The organism is Facklamia sp. P13069 (assembly GCF_050409405.1).
In the GTDB taxonomy this organism is placed as follows: Bacteria; Bacillota; Bacilli; order Lactobacillales; family Aerococcaceae; genus Facklamia.
Window position 1 is genome coordinate 1 of record NZ_JBNUPN010000033.1, and the last position, 16,260, is coordinate 16,260.

15 protein-coding genes are annotated in these 16,260 nt (G+C 31.0%); 13 read left to right on the forward strand and 2 right to left on the reverse strand.

Annotation, left to right across the window (positions count from 1 at the left end):
- Positions 1–449 precede the first annotated feature (449 nt).
- The 12 genes from ACQV2T_RS08520 (at position 450) to ACQV2T_RS08575 (ending at position 12,887) form a co-directional block, all read left to right on the forward strand.
- Positions 450–2,444 carry an HsdM family class I SAM-dependent methyltransferase gene (locus ACQV2T_RS08520; protein ID WP_428893543.1) on the forward strand — a complete coding sequence of 665 codons (1,995 nt, stop codon included), beginning with the start codon at positions 450–452 and terminating at the stop codon, positions 2,442–2,444.
- On the forward strand, positions 2,434–4,059 hold the full coding sequence (locus ACQV2T_RS08525; RefSeq protein ID WP_428893538.1) for a restriction endonuclease subunit S: 1,626 nt from the start codon (positions 2,434–2,436) through the stop codon (positions 4,057–4,059). Before ACQV2T_RS08520 ends, ACQV2T_RS08525 begins: the two co-directional genes overlap by 11 nt.
- A 9-nt stretch (positions 4,060–4,068) precedes the next feature.
- Positions 4,069–5,001 carry a DUF4268 domain-containing protein gene (locus ACQV2T_RS08530; RefSeq protein WP_428893539.1) on the forward strand — a complete coding sequence of 311 codons (933 nt, stop codon included), beginning with the start codon at positions 4,069–4,071 and terminating at the stop codon, positions 4,999–5,001.
- A gap of 9 nt (positions 5,002–5,010) precedes the next feature.
- Positions 5,011–5,868, forward strand: a complete 858-nt coding sequence (locus ACQV2T_RS08535) for a toll/interleukin-1 receptor domain-containing protein (RefSeq protein ID WP_428882462.1) — start codon at positions 5,011–5,013, stop codon at positions 5,866–5,868.
- A 73-nt stretch (positions 5,869–5,941) separates the two neighbouring features.
- Positions 5,942–6,268, forward strand: coding sequence for an RNA helicase (locus ACQV2T_RS08540; RefSeq protein WP_428882461.1), 327 nt, complete (start codon positions 5,942–5,944; stop codon positions 6,266–6,268).
- A gap of 223 nt (positions 6,269–6,491) precedes the next feature.
- Positions 6,492–7,145: an AlbA family DNA-binding domain-containing protein gene (locus ACQV2T_RS08545; RefSeq protein WP_428882469.1), complete on the forward strand. Its 654-nt coding sequence runs from the start codon at positions 6,492–6,494 to the stop codon at positions 7,143–7,145.
- Between the two features lie 54 nt (positions 7,146–7,199).
- A complete protein-coding gene (locus ACQV2T_RS08550; protein ID WP_428893540.1) occupies positions 7,200–7,739 on the forward strand; it encodes an ATP-binding protein in 540 nt (179 codons plus the stop codon).
- A gap of 755 nt (positions 7,740–8,494) precedes the next feature.
- Positions 8,495–9,157: a response regulator transcription factor gene (locus tag ACQV2T_RS08555; RefSeq protein ID WP_428893541.1), complete on the forward strand. Its 663-nt coding sequence runs from the start codon at positions 8,495–8,497 to the stop codon at positions 9,155–9,157.
- Complete coding sequence (locus tag ACQV2T_RS08560; protein ID WP_428893542.1) at positions 9,145–10,215, forward strand: sensor histidine kinase; 1,071 nt, start codon at positions 9,145–9,147, stop codon at positions 10,213–10,215. Before ACQV2T_RS08555 ends, ACQV2T_RS08560 begins: the two co-directional genes overlap by 13 nt.
- Before the next feature lie 64 nt (positions 10,216–10,279).
- A complete protein-coding gene (locus tag ACQV2T_RS08565) occupies positions 10,280–11,143 on the forward strand; it encodes an ABC transporter ATP-binding protein (protein ID WP_428882456.1) in 864 nt (287 codons plus the stop codon).
- Positions 11,144–12,310: a hypothetical protein gene (locus ACQV2T_RS08570; protein WP_428885359.1), complete on the forward strand. Its 1,167-nt coding sequence runs from the start codon at positions 11,144–11,146 to the stop codon at positions 12,308–12,310.
- Positions 12,264–12,887 carry a hypothetical protein gene (locus ACQV2T_RS08575; RefSeq protein ID WP_428885360.1) on the forward strand — a complete coding sequence of 208 codons (624 nt, stop codon included), beginning with the start codon at positions 12,264–12,266 and terminating at the stop codon, positions 12,885–12,887. The genes ACQV2T_RS08570 and ACQV2T_RS08575 overlap by 47 nt, the downstream gene beginning before the upstream one ends.
- 295 nt (positions 12,888–13,182) lie before the next feature.
- On the opposite strand, the gene ACQV2T_RS08580 is transcribed toward ACQV2T_RS08575, so the two are convergent.
- Together ACQV2T_RS08580 and ACQV2T_RS08585 are read right to left on the reverse strand one after the other, a co-directional pair.
- A complete protein-coding gene (locus ACQV2T_RS08580) occupies positions 13,183–13,755 on the reverse strand; it encodes a DUF2812 domain-containing protein (protein WP_428893544.1) in 573 nt (190 codons plus the stop codon).
- 63 nt (positions 13,756–13,818) lie between these two features.
- Complete coding sequence (locus ACQV2T_RS08585; protein ID WP_428882452.1) at positions 13,819–14,139, reverse strand: PadR family transcriptional regulator; 321 nt, start codon at positions 14,137–14,139, stop codon at positions 13,819–13,821.
- Between the two features lie 1,463 nt (positions 14,140–15,602).
- On the opposite strand from ACQV2T_RS08585, the gene ACQV2T_RS08590 reads away from it, so the two are divergent.
- On the forward strand, positions 15,603–16,019 hold the full coding sequence (locus tag ACQV2T_RS08590) for an NUDIX domain-containing protein (protein WP_428875285.1): 417 nt from the start codon (positions 15,603–15,605) through the stop codon (positions 16,017–16,019).
- The last annotated feature ends 241 nt before the right edge of the window (positions 16,020–16,260 follow it).

The following is a 16,260-nucleotide window of genomic DNA, read 5'->3' on the forward strand; positions in this document are numbered from 1 at the left end:
TATCCTTTTCATCATTTATTATAGTGGATAGTGGGACATTTTGATTTGTGTTCTCCTGAGACATTATCATTTACGTTTAATATATAAAATCAATAGATACCAGCTCTTCTTTAATATCAATAGTTTGTTTGATATAATTTTTTAATAAATAAAAGAAAGAAATTAACTCAATTTTTAAATTTTAAATAGAGAATTTCCTAAAGGAAAAAAGAATATTATGGCCGAATGATTACAATAAGTTCTGTAAAATTTTAGAAGAGCGGAATATGTGTGAAGAATATTTAATAATAGAAACAGGTATGTCTTCAGCAACTTCAGCAAAACCTGGCAAAAACAAAAATTTTTAATATGGATGTGTTGGGAATAGTTTATTAAGCTTTAGGTCGTAATGTTTGGAATATAGTAAGTTGTGAGATTATCAAGTAGAAAATGGAGTAGATAAGATGAGTATACGAGAGAAGGAAAAAAGTACAGACCTATGGGTATATGATTTGTTAAAAGAAGCAAATATTGACCTAGACCCACAAGGATCAACAGTTAAAGAAATTAATGATGCCTTAAAGACTGCTTCAAAAAGAGGAACTGGTAATGTCGGTTATCCAGAATACACAGGTACAGTTAAGGACTTTTTGATTGTCATTGAAAATAAAGTTTCCGTTTCCAATCATGAGATAAGAACAAAAGAAGATTTAATTTCTGAAGAAACACAGGCTATCTGTGATTATGCAGTTAACGGAGCTTTGTTTTATGGTAAACACTTAGCAAAAAATACATCTTATAAAAAAATTATAGCTATTGGTATTTCAGGGAATGAGAAGCGTCATAGGATAAGCCCTATATTTGTAGATGAAAGGGGCAATTACAAAGAACTACCAGAAGTTGAAAGTTTTATATTATTTAATGAAGATAATATAGATGAGTACTACATCAGAGAGATTTTAGAAGAAGACACCAATCAAGAAAAAGAAACAAAAGAAATTTTAAAAGATGCGGCAGAGCTTCATGAAGCTTTGAGAAATTATGGTTCAATTCAAGATAAGGATAAGCCACTAATTGTTTCAGGAATACTACTGGCCTTAAGGGAAGCAGATTATGGTAATTTTTCTATTGACAGTTTGATTGGTGATACAAATGAAAAAACTACAGATGGTCAAAAGATTTATAAGGCCATAAAAGACAACTTAGATCGAGCTAATGTGTCTCCTCAAGTAAAAAAAGACAAACTATTAAGCCAGTTTTCTGTAATCAGAGATAATACTTTAATTAATGAGGTGAATAACACCCTTGGTAAAACCCCATTAAAGCACTATACAGAATTTCTAGAAAAAAGAATCTATCAAAATATTAGATACAACAGAAATGGGGAAGACTATTTGGGAAGATTCTATGGAGAGTTCATGTCCTATTCTGGAGGAGATGGCCAGTCTTTAGGAATCATCCTTACACCAAAACATATCACCAGCCTATTCTGTGATTTATTAGATATAAAAAGCACAGACATTGTATTTGATCCATGCTGTGGAACGGCTGGGTTTTTGATTTCTGCCATGCACAATATGTTGAGTAAAACAGAAGATGTTCAAGAAAAAAGAGAAATAAAGAAGAATCAGCTATATGGGGTTGAGTCTCAATCCTATATGTTTACTATCGCAACGACCAATATGATCTTACGTGGAGATGGGAAAAGCAATTTAGAAAATGCGGATTTTCTAAGACTAAACCCTGCAAAAATCCAAAAGGAATGGCATCCGACAATCGGTATGATGAACCCTCCATATTCTCAAGGGTCAAGTACAAATAAAGATCTTTATGAAATTGCTTTTACAGAGCATCTATTAGACTCTATGGTTGAAGATGGAAAAGTGGCTATCATCGTCCCCCAATCTACCATGACGGGAAAAACAAAAGTTGAAAAGGAAATCAAGACAAATATATTAAAGAAACATACCCTAGAGGGTGTTATCACCTTGAATAAAGACACCTTTTATGGTGTTGGGGTAAATCCCTGTATTGCTATATTTACAGCAGGTGTTCCTCATTATGAGGATAAGGAATGTAAATTTATAAATTTTGAAGATGATGGCTATATAGTATCTAAGCATATAGGCTTAGTTGAAACACAAAATGCAAAAGATAAAAAGCAACACTTACTTGATGTATGGTTTAACCGCTTAGATACAGAAACAAAATTCTGTGTCAAGACGACAGTTGAAGCAGACGATGAGTGGTTACATTCTTTCTATTATTTTAACGATGAAATCCCTTCGGAAGAAGACTTTAGAAACACCATTGCTGATTACATTACCTTTGAAGTAAACATGATAACTCATGGTAGAGGATATTTATTTGGAATTGAAGACGAAAAAAATGAAAATGAATTTGAGATTCATAAGGCAGAAGAGATGTTAGTTGCTGAGGAAGAGGAGGTTTATGATGAAAAATAGACTATCCTTAAATGATATGGAGTGGGGAAAGTTTAAGATATCTGACCTTTTCAATGTAAGTTTATCAAAAGGAGATAATAAAGCAGACTTACTTGGTGATGGGGATATACCTTTGATTTCTTCAGGATTTAACAATAATGGAATTACAAAATTTATAGTTGATGGAGATGGAATAAGTGAAATAATAAAAAGAAACACAATAACTGTTGACATGTTTGGCAAGGCTTTTTATCAACCTTTTAAATATTTTGCTGTATCTCATGGAAGAATAAATATACTAAGTTCATTGACAAGTATGTCTAAAGAAACATTAAAATTTATTGTTAGTTGTATTAATGAAAGTACAAAAAATATATTTTCTTACAATAGAATGTGTTCAAGCACAAGACTTTCTAAATTAAAGATATTACTACCAATAGATAATCAAAACAAACCCAACTGGCAATTTATGGAAGATTATATCAAACAGGAGCAAAAAAAAATTGCAGAGAATGTTATTAACTACTATGAACAAAAAATACTAGAAACAGCTTTTGATTTAGTTGGATTTGAAGATGTTGAGTGGAAAGTATTTCCATTTGATAAATTATTTAGAAAAATTCAAAGAGGGAAAAGACTTAAAAAAGCTGACCATATTGACGGAAATATAGCTTATGTTTCATCTACTGGCCTTAATAATGGGGTTGATGGATTTATTGGAAACAAAAAAGATGTTAGGTTTTTTAGAGAAAATTTAACAATAGCTAATAGTGGGAGTGTAGGTTCTTGTTTTTATCATCAGTATGAGTATATAGCAAGCGATCATGTAACATCACTAACATTAGAAAATGCAGATAAACATATTTATCTTTTCATGGCTACTATAATAAAAAGACTTGAAGAAAAATATTCATTTAATAGAGAGATTAATGATAAAAGAATTCGAACTGAAAAAATCATATTACCAGCAGATAAAAAGGGCAATCCACACTGGGACTATATGAGTAAATTTATGCAAAAGCTAGAAGTTGAAAAGCTTGAAAAAGCCCTTGAATATATATATCTATATATATATATATATATATATATATATAGATTAGCCATTTCCGAGGCTTTACGTCTACCTTTACTAAAAGAAAAAGAATGGAAGGAATTTTGGTTAGAAGACCTTGTTGATATTTCTGGGGGTCGTGATATTTATGCAAAAGAAAGAATTGATGGGGATATTCCATATGTAACGGGAACAGCAAACAACAATGGGATTGGATATTTTATATCAAATAAAAACCCAACACTAGAAAGAGGATGTATTAGTGTAAACAGAAATGGATCAGTGGGATATGCCTTCTATCACCCTTACGAAGCTTTATATGGCAATGATACAAGAAAGCTTAGATCTAAATACAAAGATAAATATTATTCAATGTTCTTAGTTCAGAGTATAAAAAGTCAAAAAGAAAAATATGGATACGGTTATAAAATGGGTACAGCAAGATTAAAGAGACAAAAAATAATGCTTCCTGTAAATAACATAGGAGGCCCTGACTTTGTATATATGAAAAAATATATGCAAATAGAAGAAATTAAAGCGTTCTATCAAACACTTGATTATTATAAGAAGAAATATGAAAACTAGGTGGAAGTTATGAGTGCAAATACAAAATTAGGAAGATTAAAAGAAGTAGATATTAGAGAGTTATGGGCACACGAACAATATAATTTTTCTAACTGGCTAGCCAAAGATGAAAATATAGACTTATTAAATGACACAGTAGGTCTGACATTGACCGATATAGACAAGGAGGTTTATGTAGGTTCCTATCGTTGTGATTTAGTAGCTGTTGATGAAACAACTGGTGTAAAAATCATTATTGAAAATCAATTGGGTTCAACTGATCACGATCATTTAGGAAAAGTTATTACTTATGCTTCAGGGCTAGATGCAAATGTCATTATCTGGATTGTTAAGGAAGCTCGAGAAGAGCATAAGAGTGCTATCGAATGGCTAAACAACAATATGGCTAAAGAAATCTCCTTTTTTCTATTAGAGATTAAAGCTTATAAAATTGGAGACTCTTTACCAGCTCCGATGTTTAGAGTGGTAGAAAAACCCAATGATTTTATCAAGAGCAATAAGAGTGTAAAAGATGGTGACTTATCGAAAACTCAAGCCGAAAGACTAAACTTCTGGACAGAGTTCAATAGAGTTGTTACAGAAAGTGGAAAGCCATTTAATGTTAGAAAGGCAACTACAGATCACTGGTATGATGTAGCAATAGGCACGAGTGATGCTCATATCAGTATTACATTGGTTAATAAAGATGGAAGCATCGGTGTAGAACTTTATGTTCGAGATAGTAAAGACTTATTTGATAATCTTTATGAACATAGGGATGAAATAGAGTCTAAACTAGGCTTTAATATGCACTGGGAAAGATTAGATGATAAAAAAGCATCTAGAATTAAATCATACATTCCTGGTTTGAACTTCAATAAGCAAGGTAATTATCCTGAACTTATGAATCAAGTAATTGAGAGAGTAGTTAAGGTTAGAGATATTTTTAAAGGATACTTATAGAGGTGCTTAATGTCAGTTAAACAATATCAAAGCCAACTTAATAATCTTGATAAAGATATCGCTATTTTAGAAAAAAAGCGTGCAGAGGAAGATAGGAAGGCTGCACTTAAAGAATCTAAGGCATTAAAAGTTACAATAAGTAAATCAGCTTCTCAAGCTACTGTGAATAGTAAATTAAGACAAATTAGTCAGTATCAAGAGATCGCAACCAAGGCAAGAGCGAAGAGTGCGAATTACTCTAAGAAAATTGGTGAGAAACGAAAGAAAAGAAATGAAGTATATCAAAAACTCCAGAAGGCAGAGCAGGATTTGAAGAAGAAAGAAACAAAAGAGACTCAAAAGATCCAACGTATGTATGAGGACAGAATTAAGGAACTAGAGGGTGTAGCTATATCAAAAGTAGAATCGATAAATAAAACATTGAGTAGTGAAAGAGCGTATGACGTATTTATTTCTCATGCTTATGAGGATAAGGAGAGCTTTGTAAATGAACTAGTTGATGAGCTTATGAAAAAAGGTGTTTCAGTTTGGTATGACAACAAAGATACTGTTTGGGGCTCATCATTACGGGAAGAAATTGATAGTGGGTTGAAGCATTCGAAGTATGGAATAGTGGTGCTTTCTCCTTCATATATAGCAGATGGTAAGTATTGGACCAAACAGGAATTAAATGGTTTATTTCAAATGGAAAGTATAGAAAGTGGAAGAATTTTGCCAATCTGGCATCAGTTAACCAAAAAGGAAGTGGCTAATTATAGTCCGATGATAGCTGATAGAAAAGCGATGACTACAGCTATTCTTACACCAGGAGAGATAGCAGAGGAGTTCGCAAAATTATTAAAGATTGTTTCAGAAGGTGAGAAGTGAAAAAAATATGACTTTGTAAGCTTGTTGATAGTTTTAGCACCTCTGAATAAGCTGTAGCGAGGAGATTCAATTAATGGAAACAGTAAGAATCATGCTCCATATATGGGCTGGCCCAATCTGGGGATGCACGTTTGATGAAGATAAAGGAGAATATGATTATGATATTGAACTCATTGTTAAAGACGATGAATTAATGAGGTTACATCAAATAATACAAGATTTATACTCGTCAAATTATGTTCTCACTGAAAATGGAGTGATCACAAATACTGACCAGGAAAAGGCTGACAAAGAAAGAATGTTGGATTTACTTGTAAAGCTTATTGCCAGACTTAACGAAATCAATGAGGGTAGTTTTATAATTGATGATAGAGAGACGGAACGAGTTAGGAGTCTCTGATACTAAAATGGTACTATTCCTTAAAAAAACAGAGAATAATATGAGTGAAAAATGGACCTTGTTCACAAAAGTGGCTTTCAAAAGCCCCTGTAAGTAGCTTTAATTTCAAGGAGTGGGAGTAGTACTCAGTGTTTTATGTTTTATAACTACAAGATAAAACTATTTTTTGCGTTTGCTTTAATACGATAAATCTATGGAGGTTAACGATGAATACTAGAGAAACATATATTTAGAATTTAAATCCAAACTATCCGATAGTTTTTTAAAAACAGTCAGTGCTTACGCAAACTATAATGATGGTATTATACAATTTGGGGTAGATGATAGTGGTAACTCTGTTCACTTTAAGGACTTACAAGAACTTTCCTTAAGGATTGAAAACAAGATTAATGATAGCATTAGGCCAGTTCCTGAGTACAGTATAGAAATAGATGAAATAAAAGAAATTGTTGAATTAAAAGTTTATGAAAGTGGGCTTAAGCCCTATCTATATAAGAATAGAGCGTATATGAGAAGAGATTTTTCAAGTTTACCTATAGATGATAGAGACGAAATGAAGAGACTTATATTAGAAGGTTTGAAGCAAAATTATGAAGATTTGCCTCCAACAAATCAAGAACTAACCTTTAACCTTTTAGAAGAAGCACTACGCAAAAAGATGAATATGGATAAACTAAGTTTAGATATATTAAAAATACTAGGCTTATATGATGATAGAAAGGGATATAATTTAGCAGCACAAATTATATCTGATGAAAATAATATTAGAATGATTGATATCGTTACGTTTGGTATTGATATTAATGAATTTAAGGAGAAAATTTTAATTGAAAATGTTTCTATACTTAGTGCATATAATCAAGCTGTAGAAGTATAGAGAAGATATTTTAAATACGAAAAAATTGAAGGAATTATTAGAAAAACGATCGAGATGATTCCGGAAGATGCTTTTAGAGAAGCGATCGCAAATGTTCTAGTGTATAGAGATTGGAGTATTCCAGCATCAATTAAAGTAGAAATTTATGATCAATATATTGAAATATCTTCACCAGGAAGCTTACCGAAAGGATTAAGTAAAGAGGAATATATTAGTGGGCAAATTTCTATTCTTAGAAATGAAAAAATTGGGAGCTTGTTTAATAGATTAGGTTTAATAGAAAAATTTGCAACAGGAATAAAACGAATAAAACATTTATATCAAGGAAAAATAAGACAGCCTATTTTTGAAGTGTATCCCAATTCAATTATGATTAGATTACCCATAATGACAGATCAAATACAAGGTTTAAGTGAAAGTGCATCTGTTCTTTTACAAAGAATGCCTATAAATAAAGAATTGAGTAGATTGGAAATTGAAAAAATAACTGGTTTTGATAAATATGAGAGCCTCAGAGCTTTGGATCATCTAATGGAAGAAAATTTAGTCAGAAAAGTGGGGCAAGGTAGAGCTACAAAATATATAAAATTATAAACGGGGAGTATATATCTTCTTTGATACTATAATTATACTATTTCTCTAAAACTCAGCATAATAAGAGTGAAAACAACCTTTTGTTCATATAATTGACTGCAAGAATCCCTATAAATAGCTATTTCAACTTAAATTTCAAGGAGTGGGAAGAAAATTTAAAATCCCTTAAAGCATTTTATACCATGGTTTTAGGGGATTGTTTTTTTGTGAAAAATGAAGTTGTGATACTGTTTTCGATATAAAAAAACTCTAAAAAACACCTTTGAAAATGAGTTTAAGATATTTTTTTAATTGAAGAGGAGGAATAATCTTATGGAAGAAATGATAGTTGATAAGAACTGCTAAAAAAACTTTTTGAGAAATTTGATAAAAATCATATAATTGTGTAAAAGATAAAAGGCCATGTAAAAGGATCTTAATATAGCCTTTGTCCTTTGATAAAATGTATATTCTTTGTCTTTTGTAATGTATGAATAGTTTTTTGATTTGGCATACGGATGATTTTAAGTATAAAATATATGTAATTTGAAATAGTACCTACATAGTAGAAAGTATTGAATGAGGATAATTTATTTTAGTTTCAAGTTTTTCAAGAATAAAAGCAGCTTGTCTTCTTCAATGATTGACTGATAAAAAGTCATAATCGAAGCATTAGGAAGAATATGTTGAGAAACGAATAGTAATATTGTATGTATTTATATTAAATTCTCTAGGCTTAACGATAAGAATTATTTAATAAAGGAGTTGCCCTTATAATGCAAAACAAAACGCTTTTAATCATTGAAGATGATAGAGACCTCGTGGATATGCTGGAAATGTTTTTAGAAAACAAAGAGATAACTGTCTTAAAAGCTTATAATTCTGATGAAATTCCTAACGATCTATCTGGAGTCGATTTAATCCTTTTAGATATCAATTTGCCCAGAAATAATGGGTTTGAAATCTGTAGACGGCTAAGAGAAAGATGGTTAATGCCAATTTTGTTTTTATCAGCAAGATCTAATAAAGAAGATAAAATAAAAGGCCTAATGTTAGGGGGAGATGATTACATTACCAAGCCGTTCTCTTTAGATGAGCTCTATGCGAGAATTTATACTAACGTAACTAGAGGTGATCGAAAAGGACAAGCACAATCAAATAATATTTCGCTTCTTGTTGAATCTGGAACCTGCAAAGTTAATGGTGATGAAATTGAGTTGACAAAAACTGAATATGAAATAGTAGCCTTACTCATCAATAATCCCAAACAAATTTTTAGCAAAGAAAGAATTTATGATAGTTTAAGGGGAATTGACAGCTATGGCAGTCCCCAGGTGGTTTCGGAGCATATCAGAAATATTAGAAACAAATTATCAGAACATTCAGAAGAAGATTTGATAAAAACACACTGGGGGCTGGGCTATTCATGGATTGGCTAAGAGAATTTTCTAAAAATTGGAAACTGAGAGGGGCATTTAATTTATATTTGTCCGTTAGTCTAATTTTTTCGATTCCGTGTGGTTTGCTTCTACAAGTTTTTTTAAATGACATAAAGAAAAATTTTCTTTTATCAAATGCTTTAACTGACCGAACGAGTCTTCTTAATAGTTTGATGTTTTCAGATTTATTGCGAGCAATGATTGATTTCACACCGATTGTGGTGATTATCCTATTCTTTTGTCTTTTTTTTAGCCTATTTTATAAGCATAAAATAGAATTGATTTTTAAATTTTTAGAAAATTATGAAGAGGCGAATATAGAAGACCAGAATGAACTGAGTAAGAAAGTCTTTGAATTGGTAGTGAAAAATATAGAATTAAAGAAAGATCGTTTTAATTCTATTCAAAAGACCAACGAACTATCTAAAAAATTGGATACGATTTTACATGAGATAAAGAATCCACTAGCTGTGCTAAGTGGTGACATGGAAATGCTGAATACAATTTATGAACCGGATGATGAGAGAGTGAAGCGAATTTTATCTCGCATGACTAGAAGCGAAAAGAGGATTCAAGATTATGTTAATAATCTCCAGATAGGTCAGAACATGGCAGATATGGAACTAGACATTCGGACAATCAAGAGTAAAGACTTATTGTATATGATAAAGAGAGAATTAGATTGCTGGGAGGACAATCTTTCTTTTAGGTGTAAATTAAAAGATTTATCTCAAAAAATCGACCTAGATCTAGAAAGATTCATAGAAGGTTTGGTTAATATTCTTAAAAATTCGAAAAGACATGCTAAAAATCAAATAACTCTTTCCCTTTATGAAAATGAAAGTTATTTAATAGTAGAAATAGAAGATGATGGCTTGGGATTTTCTCAAGAAGCCCTCAATAATTACAATAAGCCCTACTTTAGTGAAAACCCTTTAGTAGGTAACATGGGACTGGGATTGTACATTACAGATGAAATAATGAAAAAACAAGGGGTAAAGATGGTCTTGAGTAATAATGTAGGAGCCAATATAAAATTATTTATAAAAAAGGCCTAATCTTGGAAAATTATTGGAAATTGTTTTATATACTTCAACTAGTTTTAAAAGGGAGGTATGTAGGATGAATTCGATCGAAATTAAGAATTTGAGTTTTACTTATGGCAAGAAAAAAGTTTTATCCGACATCAATATCAGTATCAATAATGGTCTATATGGACTATTGGGTAAAAATGGAGCCGGTAAGACGACCCTGATGAAATTAATAGTGGGACTTTTACCTATAAAAACTGGTCAGATTCAAGTCTGTGGTCAATCGAACCCAAAAGAGATTCGCAGACTCGTAGGTTATTTGCCACAAGATTTTGATTTTTATCCAGAAATGAAAGTCAAAGATTCATTAATCTATTTGGGAACATTGGATAATCTCAAGCGATTTGAATTAAATCAACGAGTGGAGATGCTATTAGACTTAGTTAATCTAAACCAAGATAGAAATAAAAAAGTAAAGAGCTTATCGGGCGGTATGAAAAGACGTTTAGGTATTGCTCAAAGCCTTTTGAATGATCCAAAAGTTTTAGTGGTTGATGAACCGACCGCTGGGCTAGATCCAGAAGAACGCATTCGCTTTAGAAATTTATTGGGTGATCTAGCGACAGAAAAGATTGTTTTATTTTCAACGCATATTGCAAGCGATTTAGAAAGCACAGCTACTAAATTAGGAATATTAGACAGTGGTCATTTTATTTATGATGGATCAGTGGAAGATTTATTAAATCAATATTCTGGTGGAATTTATGAAACCCTCGTAAATAGAAAGGATTTATCAAGATTTAAAGAGGAGTACATGGTCTTTGAGCAAAAAGAATTAGCTAATGGTATTATGGTAAGTTTCATCCATACGGGAAGACCTTTGGATCAGTTTAAGCGAATCTCTCCTAGTTTGGAATCAGCATATTTAATGAAGATTCATGAAAGGAGAGATTAGATGAAATTATTTGTAGTAGAATTAAAAAGAATAGGCAGGTCTTTAATCTTTGTAGGGGTAGCCATAGCCTTGATTATAGCTATTACAGGACAGATAGAGAGTGATTCCTATGATTTTAAAGAACCTGACCCAGGACAAGAGCAATATGGTCATTATTTAACAGAGGATCGTGCTTATATTTTTTCTAATTTGGTGAATGATTTGTACTTAAATATAGAAAACAATCATTTTATTAGTTATCCTTATGGCTTTTATCGAGAAAATAAATTAGAACAGGATGAATTAGATGCGATTAAAGATATCTTATCTGATTTAATAGGCATGCCATATGAAGATATTCCTTTGAGTCAGAATCTAGCAATTCCTACTGAAGAAAAATTAGAGACTCAATTAGGCAAAATAGACGCCTTAATAGGGGGAGGCTCTTTCTATGCTAAGAATAATTATAAGGTTCATTTTGGTGACAAAGGAATGTCTTATGAAGAGGCCATTAAGGATTATTTGCTTGTTAAGGAAGAAGGTTTAGATGTTGCTTTTGCTAGGTATTTTAGTGATTATGCAGGTATCTTCACCTTATTATTTTCTTGGTTTATAGGTTTATATTTTTGGAACAAAGACAGAAAAGAAGCTATTGAAAATACACTATATATAAAGAATACATCTTCAATCAAATTGGTTTTGACAAGGGTTTTAGCAATGAGTTTGTCACTACTATTTATTATTTTGGTACTCTTTTCCTATTATGAAATTCAATTACTGTTTGTACATGGTGCTAGTTTATTGTGTCCGTTTAAATCCTACTTCTTTGTTATATCATGGATATTGCCAATTATTTTATTTGTTATAAGTCTCACAACTTTATTAACAATAGCCAGTCATAGTATTTTATTAGGATTTCTAGGACCTATTTTTTCCTTGGTTTACATGATGTCATCTTCCACAAATGTTTTTTATAATATTGGGTATGGCCTTCTCATTAGATATAACTCTGTGGGCAATCAAGCGTATTTTGATAGTAAGGTCAATGTTTTTCTAGTGGGGAGAGGCATTTGGATAGGGCTAGCACTTTTTTTAATAATCGTTACATCCTTTTTATATGAAAGAAGAAGGAGGGGAGATTATGCTTTCAAAAACAATCTCTCAATTGAAGCTAGAGTTAAAGCATAATTTTCCTCTAGAAGTGTTTGTCTATCTAGTTATCATGGGGATCACTTACTTTGCTTTTGGGGTAAAGAATTTAGACACTACTAATGAAGCGATGATTGTCGAACGATTTTTACCTTTATCCGGAATCTTTTCTTTTGTAACATTATTTTATGCCGAGTGTCAAAGTCCAATAAAAGATCTTCTTTTAATGAGAAATACGATGCTTGAATACATATATGTGTTGCGAGGCATTGTTAGGCTGTTTTTTTACGGGGGAATGACTTTTAGCTATATCTATTTAATAAATAGTGGTGCAACAAGTTATAGCTTAATGAGGGTGGTATTTCATAGCCTTTCGATTGGAGTAATCATAGGTGTAATAGGTTTACTGTTCTTTAGCTTTAGTAATAATATCTCTTTGGCTTTTTTAGTTTCAATAGGTTTAATGCTAGCGCAATGGTTTGCTCCTAAAAATACAAATGCTTTATTATTTACTATGCCTGAGATATCCAACATTAGAATAGTACTGATATTTACTATTAGTATAATGATAGTAATACTTGCAATGGTTATTTGGAAGAGGAAGGCCATTTCTTAGTTCTACAGAGAAACGAAATGGGATTTGATGTGTTGTTTAGATTATATATTTAGTCTTAATAGAATAAAAAGAATCAAAGTAATAAAAGACACATTAAAATCGATCAGATTATTTTCCTGTGATTAATTGTCAAAGATCCACTAACTATCATAAAAGAAAGTTAGAGTAACAAAATCTATCATTATAAGGTTATTAAAATAAGAATATATTGAAGAACTAATATAAAGAATACATATATGAAGAAAGACGACAGTAATAATTCATCACTGTCGTCTTTGATGTTTTTTCAAAAATATTAATTGCTATTATGAATTAAGTCATTATATTTACGCTTATTTACAAAAGCTTCAAACCCCATCCATGCTGCTAATACCAACCAAATAACTTTAGAGAGTAGTCTCATTAATGCAAAAGGAATTTCAAATATAAAGGAAGACCAGAACTGCCAGCCGGTCATTTCCCATAAGCCAGGTGTAAAAAATGCAGTCTTTGGTTTAAAAAGTGAATAACTGTTACCTCCAGTAGAAAAGATAGTAAAGAAAAACAAAAATATAATAGACCAGTTCACCGCCTGTTGGCCGTAACGCTTGTATATTTCAGCATAGGACTCTTTATTTGAATAAATAAAGTCTTCTGAATTAGGATCATTTTGCTGGAAGTAGTGTACACCGGAATTTTTACTGCTTGAAACAACTGTCCAATCCATATCACTAAAAAGTTGAATATAGTTTTGATATTCACTCGCTTTCTCAAATTCACGATAATCGATCCGAGTAATAGGGGCTTTGTCATCAATCTTTTCAAACACAAAGCAAGCAGGGAACTTTTTATTTATAAAGCGATAACCTTCTTCTCTAAAGGAGTTAATCCAGCTTCTTGTTTGTCTAAATCTTTGAATAAGAATACTTTCCTTTTTATAATTTGTTTCATTTTAGCTTTCTCCTCCCATCAGTTCCTCTGCTAAGTTAAGTAATTCGTGCATTCTCTTTGTTTCAGCTTCAATGACATCATAACCAGATTTAGTAATTTGGTAGACTTTGCGACGTTTGTCTTCGCTTTTTACCTCTTTAATCCAACCTTGTTTTAGTAAATTATCTAAGGCACCATACATGGTGCCAGGCGCAATTTTTACATTGTTATTACTAAGCCGATCAACTTCTTGCATTATTACATAGCCGTGTGCAGGTTTTATTAGTGACAACAAAATTAAATAAGTCGTTTCTGTTAAGGGTAAACTTGGGTGTCTAGGCATAATATTAGCTCCTTTATATCGTTAAACTATTCAGTTTAAATGTATAGTCCGATTGTATATCGTCGAACTGAATAAGTCAATACATATAAAGATAAATTCTGAAATCGGACTATCGAGAGATTGGAAAAGGAAGCAACTAAAATTGAACCTATTTAGAAATATTGTCTGAAAAGAAGTTGCAGTACTGTCAAAGTTTATATTAATTTACTCTTCTATATTCATAAAGAATATCTTATCATGGGAGTAGAGTATTAAAAATTTTATGTTATTTAAAAAAACATAAAGGAGAATTGAAATTTGGATTCATATTTCTACATTATTTTATTTTCAACCATTTCAGCAATGTCCAGAGGATTAATAAGTGTGATTGATAGGTATCAAATAGGGTATAAAAAACAATCTGTGTTAAAAGTTAATTTTTCAAACAATTTATATACGCTATTATTCATAATAATTTCGTTCTTTTATATAAATGTTAATGATCTGTTTACTATGATTCTTAATTATAAAATAATCATTTACAGCATCTTAGTACAAATTGTTGCAGTAGGATACTCAAAACTATTTAAACGCTTATCCATTTTTGAATCGGCGATCGTATCAAAAACAGCTGTTTTTTTATTCCTTTAGCCTTATTTTTTACGACAGGAAGAATAAATTTTGGTAATTATTTCATTTCTATCTTAACAACTATCATAATTATTATTTGGGTAAAGAAAAAAAGTGATTTAAAAACATTATTACATGGAGTAATTATTATTGTTCCACCGTTAGTTATACAAGCTTGCTTATTTCCTCTTTTGGTTGGAGACTATAAAAAATATTGATTCACTGATTTTATTTACAGTAAGTACTTTAATATTAAGATTTTTTGTATCTTTTATAAGTTTGATTCCAACCTTAAATCAAACTGATTGGAAAAGACACAATAAAAACTCTTTCGATAATCTTTATTTTTTAGAGCAATTTTAACGTGTATTGCACAAATAACATTTGTTTTTGTGACATCTTCTAATATTTCTTCAATTGCTTGGATCTTCTTGAATATTACATCGCTTTATGGAGTAATGTTTTCAAATTTGATTTTGAAAGAGAGTAAGAATAAGAACGAGATTTATATAATCATTGTTGTGAGTACTATAACAATTTTATCGCAATTATTAATTCATGGATGATTTACACGAAGAATTTAAAAAAGCGATTTTTGTAAAAACTATCTGCACTAAAAAAAAGGCTTATATAGTTGCAAAATAAATTGGCTGGATCTAAATTTTTAGACACTACTGCTCGATTTCGTGTCATAATTAGCCATAATGCAAATAACGGTAATTGATGTTGAGTTTAAAAACTTTCTACTAGGAAAACAAATTAAAGAATGATCTACCTTTTAGAGTGATTATTGAGTTAGTTTATTCTTAAAATTTAAAAGAGCAAAAACATAATTAGATTGAGGAGGTTTAATCATGAATCAAATGAATTTTATAGGTGTTAAAGTAGCACTCATTAATAAAGGGAAAGTATTAACTATTTTAAGAGATAATCTCCCAAACATTCCTTATCCTAATATGTGGGATTTAGCTGGTGGTGGAAGAGAAAATGAAGAAACACCATATGAAACTATGAGAAGAGAGGTTAAAGAAGAATTAGCTATTGATATTTCTGAATCAAATATTGTATGGACCAAATACCATGAAAGCATCACAAATGCAGGAGAAAAATCAGTTTTTATGGTTGCTAATATATGTGATAGTCAAATCGAGAATATAAAATTTGGAGAAGAGGGACAAAAGTATGAAATGCTAGCTTTTGAAGATTTTATTGATAATGAAGATGTAATCGAACAATTAAAAAAACGTTTCTTAGAATATCTTAATAAGTAATTTAAAACTAACCAATCTCAGTTTGTTAAGTAACAAACTCTTCTAAAACAATGAAGAGTTTGAATCTACAACCATTGATATTGCGTAATATTTTTCACCCGAATCTAGTGTCAAAGTTATGAAAAGAGCAAATAGTAAAGATGAAAACTGGGTTCAAACCTTCTACTAAGGAAACGAAATGTCGAGTTAAGTGCTTTTTAGAGCAACAGATGATTATTTTCCTCTAAAAATAATACTAGGA